The sequence below is a fragment of the Dyella lutea genome (assembly GCF_024158035.1).
Taxonomy (GTDB): Bacteria; Pseudomonadota; Gammaproteobacteria; order Xanthomonadales; family Rhodanobacteraceae; genus Dyella_A; species Dyella_A lutea.
Window position 1 is genome coordinate 849,581 of record NZ_JAMZEK010000001.1, and the last position, 18,911, is coordinate 868,491.

General features: G+C 69.8%; 12 protein-coding genes. 7 read left to right on the forward strand and 5 right to left on the reverse strand.

Annotated elements, in window-relative coordinates:
- Positions 1-46: 46 nt before the first annotated feature.
- Genes NC595_RS03780 through cutA form a run of 3 tightly spaced genes read right to left on the reverse strand, consistent with a single transcriptional unit; the run spans position 47 to position 3,160 of the window.
- Positions 47-589, reverse strand: a complete 543-nt coding sequence (locus NC595_RS03780; protein WP_253564930.1) for a TlpA family protein disulfide reductase — start codon at positions 587-589, stop codon at positions 47-49.
- The gene (locus NC595_RS03785; RefSeq protein ID WP_253564931.1) at positions 589-2,760 is read right to left on the reverse strand and encodes a protein-disulfide reductase DsbD family protein; all 2,172 of its coding nucleotides are present in this window, start codon (positions 2,758-2,760) and stop codon (positions 589-591) included. The genes NC595_RS03780 and NC595_RS03785 overlap by 1 nt, the downstream gene beginning before the upstream one ends.
- A gap of 40 nt (positions 2,761-2,800) precedes the next feature.
- Positions 2,801-3,160, reverse strand: coding sequence for a divalent-cation tolerance protein CutA (gene cutA, locus NC595_RS03790; RefSeq protein ID WP_253564932.1), 360 nt, complete (start codon positions 3,158-3,160; stop codon positions 2,801-2,803).
- 219 nt (positions 3,161-3,379) lie between these two features.
- Between cutA and groES the strand changes: the two genes are divergently transcribed.
- The 6 genes from groES to NC595_RS03820 all read left to right on the forward strand — a co-directional run bounded on the left by groES (position 3,380) and on the right by NC595_RS03820 (position 12,992).
- On the forward strand, positions 3,380-3,673 hold the full coding sequence (gene groES / locus NC595_RS03795) for a co-chaperone GroES (protein ID WP_017462604.1): 294 nt from the start codon (positions 3,380-3,382) through the stop codon (positions 3,671-3,673).
- A gap of 53 nt (positions 3,674-3,726) precedes the next feature.
- A complete protein-coding gene (gene groL, locus NC595_RS03800; protein ID WP_063673822.1) occupies positions 3,727-5,370 on the forward strand; it encodes a chaperonin GroEL in 1,644 nt (547 codons plus the stop codon).
- 250 nt (positions 5,371-5,620) lie between these two features.
- Positions 5,621-6,175: an RNA polymerase sigma factor gene (locus NC595_RS03805; protein ID WP_425493077.1), complete on the forward strand. Its 555-nt coding sequence runs from the start codon at positions 5,621-5,623 to the stop codon at positions 6,173-6,175.
- Positions 6,175-7,146: a FecR family protein gene (locus NC595_RS03810; RefSeq protein ID WP_253564933.1), complete on the forward strand. Its 972-nt coding sequence runs from the start codon at positions 6,175-6,177 to the stop codon at positions 7,144-7,146. Before NC595_RS03805 ends, NC595_RS03810 begins: the two co-directional genes overlap by 1 nt.
- Before the next feature lie 65 nt (positions 7,147-7,211).
- On the forward strand, positions 7,212-9,572 hold the full coding sequence (locus tag NC595_RS03815; protein WP_253564934.1) for a TonB-dependent siderophore receptor: 2,361 nt from the start codon (positions 7,212-7,214) through the stop codon (positions 9,570-9,572).
- A 135-nt stretch (positions 9,573-9,707) separates the two neighbouring features.
- Positions 9,708-12,992, forward strand: coding sequence for an autotransporter family protein (locus tag NC595_RS03820; protein WP_253564935.1), 3,285 nt, complete (start codon positions 9,708-9,710; stop codon positions 12,990-12,992).
- Between the two features lie 45 nt (positions 12,993-13,037).
- On the opposite strand, the gene NC595_RS03825 is transcribed toward NC595_RS03820, so the two are convergent.
- Entirely contained in the window at positions 13,038-14,927 is a 1,890-nt protein-coding gene (locus tag NC595_RS03825; RefSeq protein ID WP_253564936.1) for an LTA synthase family protein, read from the reverse strand.
- A 135-nt stretch (positions 14,928-15,062) separates the two neighbouring features.
- On the opposite strand from NC595_RS03825, the gene glnE reads away from it, so the two are divergent.
- Positions 15,063-17,909 carry a bifunctional [glutamate--ammonia ligase]-adenylyl-L-tyrosine phosphorylase/[glutamate--ammonia-ligase] adenylyltransferase gene (gene glnE, locus NC595_RS03830; RefSeq protein ID WP_253564937.1) on the forward strand — a complete coding sequence of 949 codons (2,847 nt, stop codon included), beginning with the start codon at positions 15,063-15,065 and terminating at the stop codon, positions 17,907-17,909.
- Here glnE and NC595_RS03835 read toward each other — a convergent pair.
- Positions 17,906-18,880: a mitochondrial fission ELM1 family protein gene (locus NC595_RS03835; RefSeq protein WP_253564938.1), complete on the reverse strand. Its 975-nt coding sequence runs from the start codon at positions 18,878-18,880 to the stop codon at positions 17,906-17,908. The two genes, glnE and NC595_RS03835, sit on opposite strands and share 4 nt — an antisense overlap.
- Positions 18,881-18,911 lie beyond the last annotated feature (31 nt).

The window sequence follows — 18,911 nt, forward strand, 5'->3', positions numbered from 1 at the left end:
AGAAGTCCGCGTTAAACCGTGCGCGGACGTATGTGACCGGTCAAGTTCAGTCCACCGGGCCGCCGCCGAGCCAGCGCGCCAGCGTGGTGGGGTCGAGCGGGCCGCGGCGCGTGGCGAGCAGGCGCCCGTCCGCGTCCAGCAGGGCGCTGTACGGCAGCACCTGCGTGGTATCGCCGAAACGCAGCGAGGTACTGGGCGAGACCAACTCGCCCAGCAGAATCGGGTAATCCACCGGGTGCACGGAAAGAAAGGCGCGGGCGCGGGCCGGATCGTCCATCGCGATGCCGATCACCGTCGCGCTCCCGGCATGCTGCCGGGCAGCCTGTGCCAGCGTCGGCATCTCCTCCAGGCAGGGGCCGCACCAGCTGGCCCAGAAGTTCAGCAGCACCCGCTTGCCGCGGTAGTCGGACAGCCGATGCTGGCGGCCGTCGCTACCCATCAGGGCAAGGTCGGGAGCGAGGTCGCCGATGGTCGTCACGTGCACGCCTGCCGGCACGCGGGCCAGCCGGCTCCGGTGCTGCAGCCAGCCGCCGGCGGCGGCGAACAGGGTGGCGACCAGCAGCACGGTCCAGGTCTGGCGGTTGAACATCAGTGGCTGGCCTCGGTCAGTGCCTGCTCGACGATGCCGGCGGTCAGGACGGTCGGCAGCGCCTTGCCCTCGCCGCCGCCCTTCGGGAACACCACGTACAGCGGTACACCCGGCGAGTGGTACTGCTGCAGGAAGGCGGCGATGGTCGGGTTCACGTCGGTCCAGTCCCCCTTCATGTAGACCGCGCCGGTGCGCTGGAGCAGGGTGCGGAAGCGGTCGGTGTCGAGCACCGTGTGTTCGTTGGCCTTGCAGGTGACGCACCAGTCGGCGGTCATATCGACGAACACCGGCGTGCCGGCCGCGCGCAGTTCGGCCAGCTTCGCGGGCGAGTAGGCGACCACGCCCTCGGCGGCCACGGGTCTGACCGACGGCGGCGGCATGCGGGTGAGGTAGTAGAGCGGCACCACGGTCAGCGCGAGGAGAGCCAGCACCCACAGGCGGCTGGCCGGGCGGCCGCCACGGCTGCGCTCGAACCACCAAAGCGCCATGGCCAGCAGCACCATCGCCACCAGCAGCAGGCCGATCGCGTCGGCGCCGCGCTGGTGCGCCAGCACCCAGGCCAGCCACACGGCGGTGAGGTACATCGGGAACGCCAGCACCTGCTTGAGCGTCTCCATCCAGCGGCCCGGGCGCGGCAGGCGGCGAGCCAGCGACGGCACGAAGCCCACCAGCAGGAACGGCAGCGCCAGGCCCACGCCGAGCATCAGGAACACCGCCAGCGCGGCAGCGATCGGTGCGGCGAACGCGTACGCCAGCGCGCTGCCCATGAACGGCGCGGTGCACGGGCTGGCGACCACCACGGCGAGCACGCCGGTGAAGAAGTCGCCGGCCGGGCCGGAGCGGCTGGCCAACCCGGCGCCGGTGTTGCCCAGCGAAGCGCCGAACTGCACCACGCCGGACATCGACAGGCCGACCGCGAACATCACGCAGGCCAGCAGGGCCACCACCAGCGGCTGCTGCAGCTGGGCGCCCCAGCCCAGCGCGTGGCCGGCGGCGCGCAGGCCGACGATCGCCACGCCGAGCACGGCGAAGCTGCTCATCACGCCGGCGGTATAGGTCAGCGCGTGGCGGCGGGCGCGGGCAGGACTCTCGCCGCTTTCGAGCAGGCTCACCGCCTTGATCGACAGTACCGGCAGCACGCACGGCATCAGGTTCAGCACCAGGCCGCCGCCGAGGGCGAGCAGCAGGGCGAGCAGCAGCCCATCGTGCGGGGCGGCGGAGGCGGTATCGCCGCCAGTCGCTTCGGTAGATGCCGATGCCTGGCCGGCGCCGGCGGCGGGCAGCGACACCTGCAGTGTGCGGGTCATGACCGGGTAGCAGATGCCACCGTCCTGGCAGCCCTGGAAGCGCGCCTGCACGCTGAGTTGATGGCGGCCGCCGAGGTCGCCGGCGATGCCGACCGGGACTTCCACCTCGTCGTAGTAGATGACCGTCTCGCCCTGGTAATCGTCCTGGTGGTGCGTGCCGGCCGGCCAGGCGGGCTGCAGCTTCAGGCCGCCGGCGCCGGGTGTGGAGAGTTCGGTCTTGTCGCGATACAGGTAATAGCCGTGCGGCATGGACCAGCGCAGCAGCAGCCGGTCCGGGGCCGTCGCCACGGCATCGAGGCGAAAGGCCTGCTCCGGTGGCAGCGGCGTGCCCGGCGCACCCAGGGCCCCGGCCGCGCCCAGCTTGCCGAGGGTGGCCCCGAAGCCAGTCGGGCTGGTGGCGCCGGCGGCTGCCGCCGGCAGCGGCAGGTCGAGCTTCTCGGTATGCGGCGGGTAGCAGATCTTCGGGTCGACCTCATGGCAGCCCTGGAACTGCACCGCCACCTGCAGCCTCGTGGCGCCCGCGGCGGCGGTGTAGGGCAGGCGAGCATCGATGCCGTGGTGATAGGTCTCGACGTCGCCGAGGTATTCGTCGTGGTGCTTGTCGCCATCGGGCAACTGCGCGGTGCCGAGTGTGATGCCTTCGCCGGCGGTGAACTTCATCCGTCCGCGATACAGGTAGTAGTCCGGGGCGATGTCCCAGTGCAGCTTCAAGACACCGGGCTGGCTGGCATCGGCGCTGAGCTTGTAGGCCTCGGTGACCGGCAGCAGGCTGGAGGTGTCCTGGGCCAGGGCTGGGCCAGCGGACAGCGACAGTGCGGCGAGAAGGAGGCGGGCGACGAGCCGCCCCGGGTTGATCAATCGCATTACGTTTCCAGCGTTTCGGTTCGCGGAGAGCGAACGGGGATTATGGAGCAGGGGACGGCGCGGTGCCGTCGCCCCCGCCGACCGCGCCGTGGGCGCGCACCCAGTCCAGATAGGGCGCATGTCCGTCGACCACCGGCAGGGCGACCAGTTCGGGTACCTCGTACGGATGCAGGGCGATCAGCCGTTCCCGCAGCGCCTCGAAGCGGCCGGTAGTGGTCTTGATGACCAGCAGCACCTCCGGATCGGAGTGCAGGCGGCCCTGCCACGCATAGGTGGAGATCGCCCCGGGCAGCTGGTTCACGCAGGCGGCCAGACCCTCGGCGACCAGCGTCTCGGCCAGCGCCCGGGCGGACTCGGCTCCGGGGCAGGTGCTCAGGCAGACCAGGACATCGTCGGGCATGACAGGTGGGGGCGAGAACGGAAAATGCAGCCTAGCAGGCAGTGCCGGGGTGTTCGCCTCTTGAGATGACCAGGTTACGTCCCAACTTGGCAGCGAGCCGCCCGGGCCTTGCATGGGGTTCATGCATCGCTAGAATTGGCACTCATCGGTACCGAGTGCTAACAACGGCATCGGACCGGGCCTTTTCCCTCAACCATCCAAAGTGAGCTGGAGCCACCCATGAGCAAACTGCGTCCGCTGCACGATCGCGTCATCGTCAAGCGCCTGGAAGAGGAGCGCGTCTCCGCCGGCGGTATCGTGATCCCCGATAGCGCCACCGAGAAGCCGACCCGCGGCAAGGTGATCGCCGCCGGTACCGGCCGCATCCTCGAGGACGGCAACGTCCGCCCGATGAGCCTGAAGGAAGGCGACATCGTCCTGTTCGGCAAGTACGCCGGCCAGGAAATCAAGATCGACGGCGAAGAGCTGGTCTTCCTCAAGGAAGACGACATCGTCGCGGTGATCGAAGGCTGATCGGCCTCTCCCGCATCTCTCGCCAAAACCACTGAATTTCGAGGAATACAAAGATGGCAGCCAAAGAAGTCCGCTTCAGCGAAGACGTCCGCGCCCGCATGCTCAAGGGTGTCAACACCCTGGCCAACGCGGTCAAGGTCACCCTCGGCCCGAAGGGCCGCAACGTCGTGCTCGAGAAGAGCTTCGGCGCTCCGACCGTGACCAAGGACGGCGTGTCCGTGGCCAAGGAAATCGAGCTGGCCGACAAGTACGAGAACATCGGCGCGCAGATCGTCAAGGAAGCCGCCTCCAAGACCTCCGATGTGGCCGGTGACGGCACCACCACCGCCACCGTGCTGGCGCAGGCGTTCATCCAGGAAGGCCTCAAGGCGGTCGCCGCCGGCATGAACCCGATGGACCTCAAGCGCGGCATCGACCAGGCCGTGGTCGCCGCGGTCGGCGAGCTGAAGAAGCTCTCCAACCCGACCACCGACGACAAGGCGATCGCCCAGGTCGGCACCATCTCGGCCAACTCCGACGCGGCGATCGGCGAGATCATCGCCACCGCGATGAAGAAGGTCGGCAAGGAAGGCGTGATCACCGTCGAGGAAGGCTCGGGTCTGGAGAACGAGCTGGACGTGGTCGAGGGCATGCAGTTCGACCGCGGCTACCTGTCGCCGTACTTCATCAACAACCAGCAGAGCCAGCAGGTCGAGCTGGATGACCCGTTCATCCTGCTGCACGACAAGAAGGTCTCGAACGTTCGCGAGCTGCTGCCGATCCTCGAGGGCGTGGCCAAGGCCGGCAAGCCGCTGCTGATCGTCGCCGAGGAAGTGGAAGGCGAGGCGCTGGCCACCCTGGTGGTCAACACCATCCGCGGCATCGTGAAGGTGGCCGCCGTGAAGGCGCCGGGCTTCGGCGACCGTCGCAAGGCGATGCTGGAAGACATGGCGATCCTGACCAACGGCCAGGTGATCTCCGAGGAAGTCGGCCTGTCGCTCGAGAAGGCGACCATCGCCGACCTCGGCCGCGCCAAGAAGGTCGTGATCACCAAGGAGAACTCGACCATCATCGACGGCGCCGGTGAGGCCGACAAGATCCAGGCCCGCATCGCGCAGATCAAGGCGCAGATCGAGGAGACCTCCTCCGACTACGACCGCGAGAAGCTGCAGGAGCGCGTGGCGAAGCTGGCCGGCGGCGTGGCCGTCATCAAGGTCGGTGCCGCCACCGAGGTCGAGATGAAGGAAAAGAAGGCGCGTGTCGAAGACGCCCTGCACGCGACCCGTGCGGCCGTCGAGGAAGGCGTGGTGCCGGGTGGTGGCGTGGCGCTGATCCGCTCGCTGAAGGCGGTCGAGGGTCTGAAGGGTGCCAACGCCGACCAGGACCTGGGCATCGCGATCACCCGTCGCGCGCTCGAGGCGCCGCTGCGCGCCATCGTGGCCAACGCCGGCGAGGAGCCGAGCGTGGTGCTCAACAAGGTGAAGGAAGGCCAGGGCAATTTCGGCTACAACGCCGCGACCGGCGAGTTCGGCGACATGATCGCCTTCGGCATCCTGGACCCGACCAAGGTGACCCGTTCGGCGCTGCAGTTCGCCGCCTCGGTGGCCGGCTCGATCATCACGACCGAAGCGGCCGTGACCGAAGTGCCGAAGAAGGAAGAAGCCCACGCCCACGGCCCGGCCGGCGGCATGGGTGGCATGGGCGGCATGGACTTCTAAGTCCGCCTCGCCATCGCAGTACCCGGAAACCCCGTCGCAAGGCGGGGTTTTCCTTTTGCAGAGGGTCGATTTCCGTTTGGCCCGGCTCGAACGTCATGCAGGCAGTCACCACACGGATGCTCCAAGCATGCCTCGGGAGAGTGCCTTGTCTCTTGCTGATGCCGGAACGGCGGAAACCATGCCGCCAGATCCGGCCATGGCTACCATCGGCAGGCCCCTGCCGAACCCGGATGAACGCCGGACACCGCCCATGCATACGCCAGATCACGATCGCGGCACGATGCGGGAATCGCCCGATCCGGCACATGCTCTTCGCGTGGCCGAGCTGTTCCGCGAGCACAACCGCGCGCTCGTAGCGTTCCTTCGCTGCCGGCTGGACTCGCTCGCCGACGCACAGGAGGTGGCGCAGGAAGCCTATGTGCGACTGGTCACCCTGGAACATCCGGAGGCGGTGGATTCGCTGCGGGCGTATCTGTTCCGGATCGCTTCGAATCTCGCGGTGGACCGGCTGCGGATGCGCCAGGTGCGCACCAGCCATGCGCCCGAGCCGGAGGGGCCGGAACTGCATCTTGCGCCGGTGCCGGAGCGCACGGCCGAGGCCGGCGAGCGCCTGCACCGGGTGGCAGCAGCATTGCGCGAACTGCCCGCGAAGACCGCCCGGGCGTTTGTCGCCCACATGATCGACGGCCGCGACGTCGGTGCAATCGCCCGCGACATGCGGGTCACCGAGCGCATGGTGCGCTACCACGTCACCCGTGCCCTCGCCCATTGCCGGGCGCGGATGGACGAACCGGAGAACCCCTGATGCCCCGTCCCATCGACGAACAGACCCTGCACATGGCCGCCGACTGGTGGATGCGCCTGCGCGCCGCCGATGCCGGCGAGCGCACGACCAACGAGTGGCTGGTCTGGATCGACCAGGATGCCAGCCACCTGCCGGCGTTCGAACAGATCGGCGACATGGCCGAGCGGCTCGGGCAAGCCGGCGCGGTGACACGGGCCCGGCTGGTAGCCGAGTTCGCTCCCGCGCGCGTGCGCCCGCGCTGGATGCCGTTGGCGGCCGCCGCGGCCGTTCTGCTTGCGGTGGGACTTGGCTATCTCGCCTGGCCGGATCGCGGCAGCACCACACAACGTTATGCCAGCGGGACCGGCGCTCGCCAGGAGATCCGCCTGGCCGACGGCTCGCAGATCGTCCTCGGCGCAGCCACGGCGCTCCGCACCCGGCTGGCCGACGGACGGCGCGCGGTCGAGCTTGAGCGCGGCGAGGCTCTCTTCCGCGTCGTGCACGACCCTCGGCGACCGTTCCTGGTGCGGGCGGGCGCGGTGACGATCCAGGACATCGGCACTGCGTTCGACGTGCGCCGCACCGGTGAGCAAGTGACGATCTCCGTGGCCGAGGGCCGCGTGCGCGTGGCCGACGGGCATGGGGGCAGCCTGGAGGCCGGCGCCGGGCAGGCCATCCGCTTCGATCCCACGCATCCGGCGATGCAGGTGGTCGCGATCGATCCGGCCCAGGTGGCCACCTGGCGCGACGGTCGGCTGGATTTCGACAATGAGCCGTTGCCGGTGGTGGTGGCCAACATCAATCGCTACCGGCCCTCCCCGCTGCGCATCGGCGATGCCCGGCTGGAGGCATTGACCTTCACCGGCACCGTGCGCATCGATGCCATCGACGAGTGGCTGCGCACGCTACCGCAGGTGTTGCCGGTGGTAGTGCGCCAGCAGGCCGGCTCGACCGTGCTCGAACGCAACGGGGGCGACCGCGGGCCACGCTGACATCTGTCGCCGCGGCGGTCAGCCCATGCCACACTGCCGGCTTTCGCCGGGGAGCGCGGGGGCACATGGGGAGGGCAAGGGCATGCTGGCTGCTGGGCAGCCTGCTGGTCGGGCTGCCCCGGCTTTGCGCGGCGGTCCCTTCCACCGCATGCCGGCGTTTCGACCTGCCCGCCCAGCCACTGGCCACAGCGCTGATCGCATTCGGCCGGCAGGCGAACCTCCAGGTGCTCACCGACGGCGCCGCCGTGGCACGGGTGCGCTCGCCGGGTGTCCGCGGTTGCCTCGGGTCGGAGGTCGCGCTGGCGGATCTGCTGCAGGGCACCGGGCTCGGCTTCTCGTTCAGCGGCGCGGATACCGTGGCGGTGACGCCCCTGGCTACCCGCGCCGCTTCGCGGCCGGCATCGCCGCCGACCCGCGAACTGGCGCCGGTGGAGGCCGACGCGATGGTGGCCAGGGATCGCGGCTTTCTGGCCATGCTGACCAGCACGGCGGCGCGTGACGATGCGGCGCTGATCGACGTGCCGCAGTCGGTCAGCGTGATCACCCGCGACCTGATGGACGCGCAGCAGGCGCAGAGCGTGGCCGACGTGGTGCGCAACGTCGCCGGCGTGCAGGCGATCGCCGGCGCCGGTGGCTTGCCGTCGTTCCGGATCCGCGGCTTCGATACCGGCAACGGGTTGATCGACGGCATGCCGGGCAGCATCGCCGGCTCGGGTGACCTGCCGCCGCTGATCGGGCTGGATCGGGTGGAGGTGTTCAAGGGGCCGCAGTCGATCCTTGGCGACAGCACCGGCAACACCTTCGGTGGTCTGCTCAACGTCACCCTGAAACAACCACAGGACCGGCCGGCACGCATGCTGCAGTACGCGCTCGACGGCGGCGGTCGGACCAGCCTCGGCGTGGACCTGACCGGGCCGCTGCGTGGACATCCCGGATTTGACTACCGCCTGATCACCTACGGCGACTATGCCGACCATTCGGTCCAGGGGTATCGCAACCGTCGCAGCGGCTACCTCGCTCCCTCGATCGCCTGGCAGGACGGGCGCAGCCGGCTGGTGGTGGGCTACCAGCGCATCGCCAACCGCCTGCCGGTGCCGGATCATCTGGTGCTGCTTGGCGGGAGCCTGTCACAGGCCTCGCCGTTCGGCGTGCTGCCGGGCTACCCGGGTGACTACGCCAGCTATCACACCAGCCGTCTCTACTACCTGTTCGACCGCCAGCTCGATACGCGCTGGACCTGGCGCAGCCGCGGCCAATACGTGCGGCAACGCAACGCTTCATCGGCGTGGACGCTGACCGACCCGCAGCCAGGTGGTCAGGTGCTGGCGATCGCCCAGCAGTACCGCTACAGCGACGCCTACGCTTCGTTGCAGAACGACCTGATCGGCACGTTCACGACCGCTGCGACCGAACACACGGTGACGCTGGGGTTGGACTATGCACGCGCCCACGTCGGCCACATCGAGGACCGCGTAGGGCTGGACAGCAACCCGTTCTTCGACTTCAGTGGGACCGCCACGCTGCCTCCGGCTGCGTCTGTCCTCACGCCCGCCGACGATCAGCCACAGCCGGGTTCGCCCTGGCAGACCGACACCGGCCTGTTCGTGCAGGACCAGTGGGCGATCGGCGAGCGCTGGAACCTGATCACCACGGCCCGGCGATCCGCCTACGAGGTGTTCGCCGCGGACGGGCAGGGGCGGACCGTACGACTGCGCCGCGCGCGGTGGGTGCCCGATGCCGGCGTGGCCTTCGAGCCCGTGCCGGGAGCGACGCTGTACGCCAGCGTGGCCAGCGGATTCCAGTCGCTTTCCTACCTGGGCAGTGACGGTCGCCTGTTGCCGCCGGCGCTGTCCCGCCAGGTGGAGGCCGGTGCCAAGTTCGAGCTGTTCGACCACCAGGCGCGATTGACCGTTGCGGCCTATCGCATCCGGCTCGATCACAGTTACCTGCTGGTATCCGCGCAGCAACCGGGCTTCGCCTCGCTCGGGCCGGGTCAGACCAACCGCGGCGCGGAGGTGGAGCTGATCGGGCGTCTCGCCAGCGGACTGGATGCCAGCCTGGGCTACACCCGCGCGCACATCGCCAACCGCGACGGCACCGCGGCCCCCGGCGCGCCGCGACAGCGCCTGGACCTGTGGCTGGATTACCGGTTCCGGGGGGCATGGCTGCAGGGCTGGGGTATCGGTGGTGGGGTCCACGCACGCAGCCGTTCGCTGGGACAGAGTTCGGACTTCAGCACCCGGTATCGCGTACCCGGGCAGGCCGAGTTCGAGCTTGCCCTGTCCTATCGCACCCCGCGCTGGCGGGTCGCCCTCGGGGCGGCCAATCTGTTCGGTCGAAGGCTCTATGCCGCCGATTTCGACGAGACCTTCGTGCCCTTGCGCACCCGCACCCGGCTGCGCCTCAGCGGCAGCGTCGACTTCTGACGCCCGCCATTTCCGTTTCCCCGCCCTCGCACGTCCTGTGAGCGAAGGGCCGGTTGCCCGCGCGGCAGCCGGTCCCTTTCGTCGGCCCCGCCGGGGCCCGGCGAGACCGTCAAGACAAAAACCGGGGAGACAGGGGTGAGCAAGATTGCATACCGGCCATTGGCCATCGCACTGGCGTGCGCGTTCGCGTCCCACGCCTGGGCACAGACCACCGACGTGCCACTGGACCTGATCAGGCAGGACTACGGCAACGGCCAGTACGGCTACCGCCTGGGCATCAACGTGGGCGTCAACGGTGCTGCCCCGAAGGAGTACCTGTTCGACACCGGCTCCGACTCCTTCAACATCGACGTGGGCCTGGGCGCCCTGCAGGGCAGCTCGCCCGACTGGTTTCCCAACGAGGCCGGCGCCAGCACCGGGCCGCTGCAGTTCTACCTGTACGGCGACGGCAGCTACGGCTACCTGCAGTCCTCCACGACCGTGTCCAGCATGCAGTTCTACAACAGTGGCTCCAGCACGCGGGTGGGCAGCTTCGGCACTGCCGCCGGGGCACCGGTCGCCATCAACTACGCCTGGGTGAGCTCCACCTCCACCGGCGATCCGGTCGGCACCGTCGGCAACGTGACGCTCAAGATCGACACCGACTTCCAGAAAAACCTCGCTGACGGCAAGGCGCCGGAAGAGGGGGCGTTCTACGGCACCTTCGGTGCCGGCGACTTCGGCAACGGCGTGCCGGGCATGCTCACCAAGAGCGGCTACATCGTCGAGGCCAACGGCGGTGCCGGCGTGCCGGGCCAGTGCGGCCAGGGCTGCATGATCCTTGGCCTGACGCCGGCGTTGCGTGCGCAGTTCCTCAGCGTGGTGTCCTGGAGCGGTGGCGCGCAGGGTCAGTTCGCGCTGTCCGGGGCGCCCTCGGCCAGCCAGTTCGATACCCAGTTCGTGTACGCACTGAGCGACGGCAGGCACACCTCCACGGCAGTGCTTCCGACGCTGTTCGATACCGGCACGCCGAACATCATGCTGATCGACAACGGCGTGGGCCTGGTCGCTGGCGAAACCACCGCGGGCCATCTCAATCCGTATGGCGACGAGAACCCTGGCATCACCCTCACGGTGACCGGGGCGGCGCACGGTGCCTTGCCCGCCTCGATCACCACCGGCAACGATGCCAGCGGCGACTACAGCAACGTGGTCACGCTGGGCCCTTACGGCGGCTTCCCGAGCAGTGCGATCTACGGCATCAGCTTCTTCATGCACAACGCGGTGATGTACGACCTGGCCAATCAGTCGACCGGCTACACGCCGTTCTACGTCACCGACGCGCCGATCACCACCGGCTTCACCGCGACCGCGGCGATGGGGCCGCTGGGCCTGGCCGGCACCATCTCCGGGAACGGACCATTCGCGGTGGCGACCGGTGGCGTGGCCAATCTCAGCGGCAGCAATACCTACACCGGTGCGACGGTGGTCGAGCATGGCGGCTGGCTGGGCCTGGCCGGGCCGGGCAGCATTGCGCAGTCCTCGGGCGCGCAGATCGATGGGGCGTTGGACATCTCACGTACCGCGCAAGCTACCAAGCTGGCCTCGCTTTCCGGTAGCGGCGAGGTGCTGCTTGGCAGCAACGTGCTGATGCTGACCGGGGCTTCAGGCAACTTCGCCGGCCGTCTCGCCGATGGTGGCCTGAGCGGTACGGGCGGTGGTGCCCTGGTGGTCGCGGGAGGGCGCCAACAGCTCAGCGGCAGCAACACCTACACCGGGACGACCGGGGTGGCGGCCCGTGGCGAACTGCTGCTGACCGGCTCGCTGGTCAGCGGAGTCCTCAACCTCGGCGTGTTGGACAACCAGGGCCGTATCGGTGGCTCGGTGGTGAACCAGGGACTGCTGAATGACAGCGGCGACATCGGCGGTGGCCTGGACAGCAGCGGCATCCTTGCCGGACAGGGCCGGATCGGCGGCGATCTGCTGGCCAGCGCCGGCGGCATCGCACCGGATGGAAGGGGCCTGCTCGGCGCAGGGGACTATCGCCAGTCCGCCGGGGCGACCCTCCGCGTGCAGCCGCTGGCCAGCCAGCCGGACGCCGCCGCCGGCATCGCCGTCGACGGTTCGGCGTACCTGGCCGCCGGGGCCCTGCTCGGAGCGGCACCCTCCGTGCCCGGCCGGTTCTATCAGGCTGGCGCGCGCTACACCGTGCTGAGCGCGGGGCGGGGCGTGCAGGGGCGGTATACCCTGGCCGGCAACGGTGCGGTCAGCGCAGTGCTCGGTGTGGCGCCTGCCTACGATGCCGATCACGTCTACCTCGACGTGGTCCAGCAGCGCAGCCTCGCCAGCATCGACGGGACGCGGAACCAGCGGGCCGTACTTGGCGGCGTGCAGACGCTCGCTGTTGCCAACCCGGTGTTCACCGCGGTCGCCAACCAGCCGACCGATGCCGCGATCCGCAACGCGGGCGATGCGCTTTCCGGCGACATCCATCCGAGCTTTCAAGGCACCCTGCTCGACGACAGCCGCTTCATCCGCGACGCGGCGGACGGACGCCTGGTGCAATCGACCGGAGCAGACCTTGCCGCGGGCCCGGCGGTCGACGCGCCCACCGCGAACGGGCTGACCGCCTGGGGTCAGGTGGTCGGTGCGTGGGGACACCGGGCGAGCGATGGCAACGCGGCGGGAACGCCTCGTTCGCTGGGCGGTGCGATCGTCGGAGGTGACCTGCCGGTCGGCGAGCAGGCGCGCGTGGGCTTGATGGCGGGCTATACCCGCACCTCGCTGCGTGTACCGGCGCGCGCTGGCACCGACCGCAGCAACGACACGCACCTGGGCATCTACGCCGGTGAGCAGCGTGGCAACTGGCGCCTGCGCGGCGCCCTCGCGTACAGCTGGCATCGGTTCGATGCGGCGCGTACCGCGGCATTCGACGGCTTTTCCGAGCGCCTGTTCGCGCATGGTCATGCGGGCACCACGCAGGCGTTCGGCGAGCTCGGGCGCCTGATGTCCTGGCATGGCACGTCGCTGGAGCCATTTGCGCAGGTGGCCTACGTGCGCCTGGCCAGTCCGGCTTTCGCCGAGCGGGGCGGGCAGGCTGCCCTGGCCGTGCAGGGGCATGATGACGTGCTGGCCTACGGCACCCTGGGTACCCGTGCCGGCACGCGCTTCCTGATGGGCCGCCGCACTCTAGATGCGCATCTGCAGATCGGCTGGAGGCACGGCTTCGGGCGGATGCGCCCGCAGGCGGAGATGACGTTTGACGGAAGCTCGGCCTTCATCGTCGAGGGCGTCCCAATGGCGCGGGATGCGATGGTGCTGGATGCCGATCTGACCATGCCGCTGTCACGCAGCACCGCGCTCACCCTGGCGTACGACGGCCTGCTCGGCCATCGCAGCGTGGACGGTGCCGTCCGTGGCGGGATCGTCTGGAGGTTCTGATCCGCGGCGTGTCCGGTCGGCGGGTCGCCGACCGGACACGCGCGTTCATTGCGTGGCGCCGACGCTGCCGTCGGATGGTCCGTGCGGCGGCGGTGCGTTGGTGGCCGGGGACGTGGCGAGTTGCTGCTGCGGAAGCAGTGCTTCCAGCTTGCCGTCCAGGCGGAGCAGCGCGACATCGGACATCTCGTGGTCGGTCTGGCGTTCCTGCGTGTCTTCCGGCGGCGGCGGTGCATCGGGCGCGCGGGTCAGCGCAGCCAGGTCCTGACCGACCACCTGGGTGAGCGCGAAGTAGGCATCGTGGATGCCCGCTGCCTGCAGCAGTCGGCCGGGCAGCATCCACGAGGCGGTATCCACGTGCTGCGGTGTCATCGCCTTGCGTGGGTCGACCAGCAGCCAGGTGCCGGGCTCACCCAGCATGTCGCCGCCATCGACGAAGCCGTCGGTCTGGAACACGCCGCTGAGCGCAGGCAGGTGGTCGCCGTAGAACATCAGCAGGGTCGGCCGGTCGCGCTTGGCCAGCGCCGCGGCGAGGCGCCCCAGCTCCTGGTCGGCATGGCCGATGTGATAGAGGTAATTCTGCAATTCCAGCTTGTCCTTGCCGGTAATGCCGGCCGGCACCGGGATTGCGTCGCGCTCGGCCGGATCGGAAGGCACCGTGTCGTAGGGGCCGTGTGCCTCGATGCTGATCGCGAACAGGAACTGCGGCGGGCCACTGTCTTTCAGCTGGGTCAGGATCTCGTCGGTCATGCCGCGGTCGGCCATGTACTGCCCGTCGTTGGTGGCGCTGGGCGGGAACGACGACTGCGAGACGAACCGGTCGAAGCCGATCGCCTTGAATGCGCTGGTGCGGTTCCAGAACGACGGGTCGTTGCCGTGGATCGCCACCGTCTCGTAACCATGTGCGCGCAGCGTGCGCACCAGGCTCGGCACCACCTTGGCGTTGAGTTGCAGGTACGGGAACTGCAGGTTGCGGAAGTAGCGCAGCGACAACCCGGTAAGCACCTCGAACTCGGTGCGGATGGTGCCGCCGCCGAAGGTCGGCACGTGCAGCGCCCCGCTGACGCCGTGGCGGGCCAGGCGATCCAGGTTAGGGGTCAGGTCGGCGTGCTGGAAGCCCTTGAGGATGCGCGGGTCGAAGAACGATTCGCTCTGCACCACCACGATGTCCGGCTGCGCGCCGTCGGTAGCCGGCGTCTGCAGCTCCTGCCGCAGTGCGTCGTCGTTGCGACCGATCAGCTCGCGCGCGGCGGAGGGGTCGGGCTTGCGGTCGTGCTTGCCGTATTGCAGGTGGTAGATCATCAGCGAGCTGACCAGGCCCGAGTGGGTGGCGGTCGAGCTGGCCGACCACGGCTCCAGCCACAGCATGCGTCCGTTGTAGAGCTTCGCCCAGGCCGGGGTGCCGGCCAGCAGGGTCGCCAGCAGGACGAAGCAAACGGCGCCCGCGGTCATCCTGGGCGGGCGCGGCCGCCTGGCCAGGAAAGGGGGCTCGAGCCGCCAGAGTGCCACCACCAGCGCGATGGCGGCGGCGATCGCCAGGTAAGGCCACGGACTGTGCGGCAGATAGGCGCCCAACACGTGCATGCCGCCCTTGTCGAGCTGGCCAAGCATGTGGAAGTCCGCCGGGATCAGCGGCGTCCCCAGGTTGTCGACCTTGAGCCTGTTCACCGCATACACCAGCCCCTCGGCGGCCAGTGCCAGGCCGAAAGACAGCAGCACGCGACGGGTCAGTGCCAGCAGGGTGAAGGCCAGCAGCAGGCCGGGCAACGCATTGGCGAACACGTAGGCCGGCTGGTCCAGCAGTCGCCGCGGCACCACGCCGACGCCACCATCGATGGTGCCGGTGAGCAGGGTGAACGCCAGCACCATGACCGCCAGCGCCAGGGCTTTCTGCCAGGCGGGGCGCAGGCGAACCGGGCGATCCGGAGAGGGGTTCATGGCTGTCCGTAAGATGTCACGATCTGGACGCAGGAATGTAACGCCGTCCAGATGAACCGCCGGCATGGGGCCGGAAGATGGCTCCCCTGGGCCGTATCGCCGGCCGGCGTCGGTTGCTGCGGCACAATGGTCGCCATGAAGGCTCCCGAATCCACCGCGCTGCAGGCGCTGATCGACGATCGCTATGCCCAACTGGTGGCGGCCTGCCGCGGGGCCGGCGTGGCTGTGCAGGACGATGCCGGTGTCGCCGAGCGCATCCGTCGCACCCTGCTGGCCAGCGACTTTGCGTTCGAAGTCTGGCGCAGCCAGCCGCAGCTGCTCGCCCCCGCTGGACTGGAACGCCTGAGCTCCTCTTCCGACGCGGCTTCGCGCGGCGAGGCCTTGCGCCTGCCGGCGGACGAGGCCGAAACGCTGTCGCTGCTGCGCCGGTTCCGCCGGGCCGAGTCGCTGCGGCTGGTGTTCCGCGACGTCAACGACCTGGACGACGTGCCGACCACGCTGGCCGACACCAGCGTGCTCTACGAGGTGTTGCTCGATCGGGCGCTGGCCTGGTCCGAGCAGATGCTGGCCGGCCGCTACGGCCAGCCGCGCGGAGCCGACGGCAGCCTGCAGCGGCTGGTCGTGGTCGGCTTCGGCAAGCTCGGCGGCAACGAGCTGAACTTCTCCTCCGACATCGACCTGGTGATGGCCTACCCCCAGGGCGGCCAGAGCGACGGCGCGCGCAGCCTGGACAACAGCGAATACTTCGTGCGGCTGGTGCGCCAGCTGGTACGCCTGCTCAACGAGCCGACCGTCGACGGCATCTGCGCCCGGGTCGACCTGCGCCTGCGGCCGTTCGGCACGGCTGGGCGGCTGGCGCTACCGTTCGCCGCGATGGAGCAGTACTACCAGAGCGAGGGACGCGACTGGGAGCGCTACGCCTGGATCAAGGCGCGTCCGGTGGCCGGTGACCGCGTGGCAGGCAAGCAATTGCAGGAGCTGCTGCGCCCGTTCGTCTATCGAAAGTACCTCGACTACACGGCGTTCGCCGGGCTGCGCGAGATGAAGGCGCTGATCGACGCGGAGGTGGCGCGCAAGGACCTGGCCGATAACCTCAAGCTCGGTCCGGGCGGCATCCGCGAGATCGAGTTCATCGTGCAGCTCACCCAGCTGATCCGCGGTGGCCGCGAGCCGACCCTGCGCGTGCGCGGACTGCTGCCGGCGCTCACCGCCTGCGAGGCGCGCGGACACATCCCGGCGGTCCGCGCCCGCGCCCTGCGGGAGGCGTACTTCTGCCTGCGCCGGGTGGAGAACCGGGTGCAGATGCTGCGCGACGCGCAGACCCACGACATCCCCGAGGACGCGCTCAGCCGCGAGCGGATCGCCCGTGGCCTGGGCCATCACGACTGGCTGTCGCTGGCCGCCGAGCTGGCGCGTCACCGGGCCGTGGTCAGCGAGGAGTTCGCCGCGGTGCTGATGCCGCAGGGCGGACGCGCCGCCAGCGCCCCGGTCGCCGACACCCGCCTTTGGCACGACGCCTGCGCCGGCACGTTGGAGCCGGCCATGATGGAGGGTTCCGGCTTCGTGCCCGGCGACGCCGCGGCCGAGGCGCTGGCGAAACTGCCGCAGGGCTCCAACGTGAAGGCGATGTCGCCCGGTTCGCGCGAGCGGCTGGACCGGGTGATGCCGCAACTGCTGATCGCCGCGCGGCAGACCGCCGCGCCTGTGGCCTGCCTGCTGCGGCTGGTGCAGTTGGTGCACGCGGTGGCTCGGCGCTCGTCCTACCTGGCCCTGCTGGAGGAACAGCCGGCGGCGCGGCGCCGGCTGGCGCGGCTGTTCGCCGACCGGGCCTTCCTCGCCGAGCGGGTGATCGCCCAGCCGCTGCTGCTGGACGACGTGCTCGATCCGCGCATCGATCAGTTGCCACTCAAGCGCGCCGACATCAGCGCGGAGATCGCCCGTGTGCTGTCGACGCTCGACGAGCGCGAGGCCGAGGCCGAGCTCGACCGCATCAACGAGTTCAAGGCCAGCGTGGCGTTCCGGCTGGGCCTGGCCTTCAGCGATGGCCGCGCCGATGCGGTGTCCACCGCGCGACGGCTGGCCGCACTGGCCGAATCGGTGGTGGTGGCGGTGACCGCGCTGGCCGAGCGCGAACTCGCCGCCCAGCATGGACGATTGCCGGGCCAGGGCTCGGGCTTCGCGGTGCTGGGCTACGGCAGCCTCGGCGGCGAAGAGCTGGGTTTCGCCTCGGATCTCGACCTGGTGTTCGTCTACGACGGCCGCCGCGCGCAGGCGATGAGCGATGGTGCCCGGCCACTGGAGGGCTCGCGCTGGTACCAGCGGCTGGCGCAGCGGGTGATGAACTGGCTCACCATGATGACCCGCGCCGGACGCCTGTACGAAGTCGATACCCGGCTGCGCCCGGATGGCTCCAAGGGCCTGCTGGTATCCAGCTTCGATGCGTTCGCCGCCTATCAACGGGGGCGCGCCTGGACCTGGGAGCACCAGGCCCTGCTGCGCGCGCGGCCGGTGGCCGGCGACGTCGCGTTGCATGCCGACCTGGCGGCGCTTCGACGGGAGATCCTGGCGATCGCGCGCGATGTAGACGTGGTGTACGACGAGGTGTCGAGCATGCGTCGCCGCTGGCGCGCCGAACGCGATCGTTCAGACCCGTCACGCTTCGACCTGAAGCAGGGGCCGGGTGGCCTGCTCGACATCGAGTTCGCCCTGCAGGGACTGGTGCTCGCCCATGCGGTGCGCCATCCGAGCCTGCTCGAGATGACCAGCAATGCAGCCCTGATCGAAGCCTGTCGCGAAGCGGCCCTGCTCGACGCCGGCCAGGCGGAGGTATTCCTGCACGCCCACGCCGAATTGCTGCAGCGTGCGCTGACCTGCACGCTCGACCTGCGCTCGCGCATCGGCGAACGCGAGCCGGAGCTGATGCAGCGGGTCGCGACGGTCCAGGCGGTGACGCGTGCGCTGGGTTTCGCCTTCGAACCCTAGGCCGCGTCGATGCCGGGGTGCCGGGCACGGATCGCCTGGCCCACCCGGGCAGCGAGGGTGGCAGTTTCGCGCAGCGGTCCGGCGGCAGGGCCGCCATCGCCGAGCCAGCCACCATCGCGCAGGGCCCGGTGGAAGCTTGCGATGCGCGGTGGCAGTCGAGCGGGTGCCAGTGTTTCGACCGGGCAGCCGACCGCACAGGCTTCGCTCAGCATGTTGACCGAGTCCGGCGTCACCAGCAGCCGGTCCGCCCAGCCGAGCACGCCCGGATAGGGGTTGGGGCCGTCCGATGGGCCACGCCAGAACAGGCCGGGCAAGTCGCGCACGGCATGCCCCACGGCATCGCTGAGCGAGGATGGCGTCCGTCGCGATGCGACCACCATGGCGCTGCCGCCGTTCCCGGTGACCTGCCGGCGCACTTCGTCGCCCAGCGCGTGGGCATAGCCCGCGTCCATCGGAACACCACGCCGCGGACCGCCGAGCAGCACGCCGAGGCGTGGCCCCGGTAGCTCGCCCAGAGCGGGAAACGCCTCGCGGGCGTCGTCCAGCCAGGCGTCGTCGATGGGATTCAGCGAACCGACCGGGTGGAGCACGTTGGGTCCGGTGAGCTCGTCGTGCCGTGGCGCGATGACCAGGTCCCATTCGCCCGGATCGATGCGTGGATCGAGGATCTGCACGGTGAAGCAGTCACCGTCGGAGAGTCCGCGCAGCATCCGCGTGAACAGCGCCGCGGCGCGGCCGCAGCCGATCGCGGCCACTGGCCAGGGGGGGGCGAACAGCTCGCGCTGCGCCGCGGGCAGGGCAAGCCGGCCGCCGGAGAGCAGGCGTGGCGCGAACCACGACCAGGGTGCGCGCGGCTCCAGCACCAAGTGGCGAACGGGCATGGCCAGCCGCTCGGCCAGCGCGAGCGCCTGCCGCTGGTTGCCGGCGGCGTCGTCGGTGATCGCCCAGCACTCGCCCGCGGACCTCAGCATGCGCGCGTCGCCACGACGATTGTTTCCGGAT

Excerpts from the sequence above, each read along its gene's own strand:
- NC595_RS03780 (WP_253564930.1), bottom strand. The coding sequence starts at position 589 with ATGTTCAACCGCCAGACCTGGACCGTGCTGCTGGTCGCCACCCTGTTC.
- NC595_RS03785 (WP_253564931.1), bottom strand. The coding sequence starts at position 2,760 with ATGCGATTGATCAACCCGGGGCGGCTCGTCGCCCGCCTCCTTCTCGCC.
- cutA (WP_253564932.1), bottom strand. The coding sequence starts at position 3,160 with ATGCCCGACGATGTCCTGGTCTGCCTGAGCACCTGCCCCGGAGCCGAG.
- groES (WP_017462604.1), top strand. The coding sequence starts at position 3,380 with ATGAGCAAACTGCGTCCGCTGCACGATCGCGTCATCGTCAAGCGCCTG.
- groL (WP_063673822.1), top strand. The coding sequence starts at position 3,727 with ATGGCAGCCAAAGAAGTCCGCTTCAGCGAAGACGTCCGCGCCCGCATG.
- NC595_RS03805 (WP_425493077.1), top strand. The coding sequence starts at position 5,621 with ATGCATACGCCAGATCACGATCGCGGCACGATGCGGGAATCGCCCGAT.
- NC595_RS03810 (WP_253564933.1), top strand. The coding sequence starts at position 6,175 with ATGCCCCGTCCCATCGACGAACAGACCCTGCACATGGCCGCCGACTGG.
- NC595_RS03815 (WP_253564934.1), top strand. The coding sequence starts at position 7,212 with ATGGGGAGGGCAAGGGCATGCTGGCTGCTGGGCAGCCTGCTGGTCGGG.
- NC595_RS03825 (WP_253564936.1), bottom strand. The coding sequence starts at position 14,927 with ATGAACCCCTCTCCGGATCGCCCGGTTCGCCTGCGCCCCGCCTGGCAG.
- glnE (WP_253564937.1), top strand. The coding sequence starts at position 15,063 with ATGAAGGCTCCCGAATCCACCGCGCTGCAGGCGCTGATCGACGATCGC.
- NC595_RS03835 (WP_253564938.1), bottom strand. The coding sequence starts at position 18,880 with ATGCTGAGGTCCGCGGGCGAGTGCTGGGCGATCACCGACGACGCCGCC.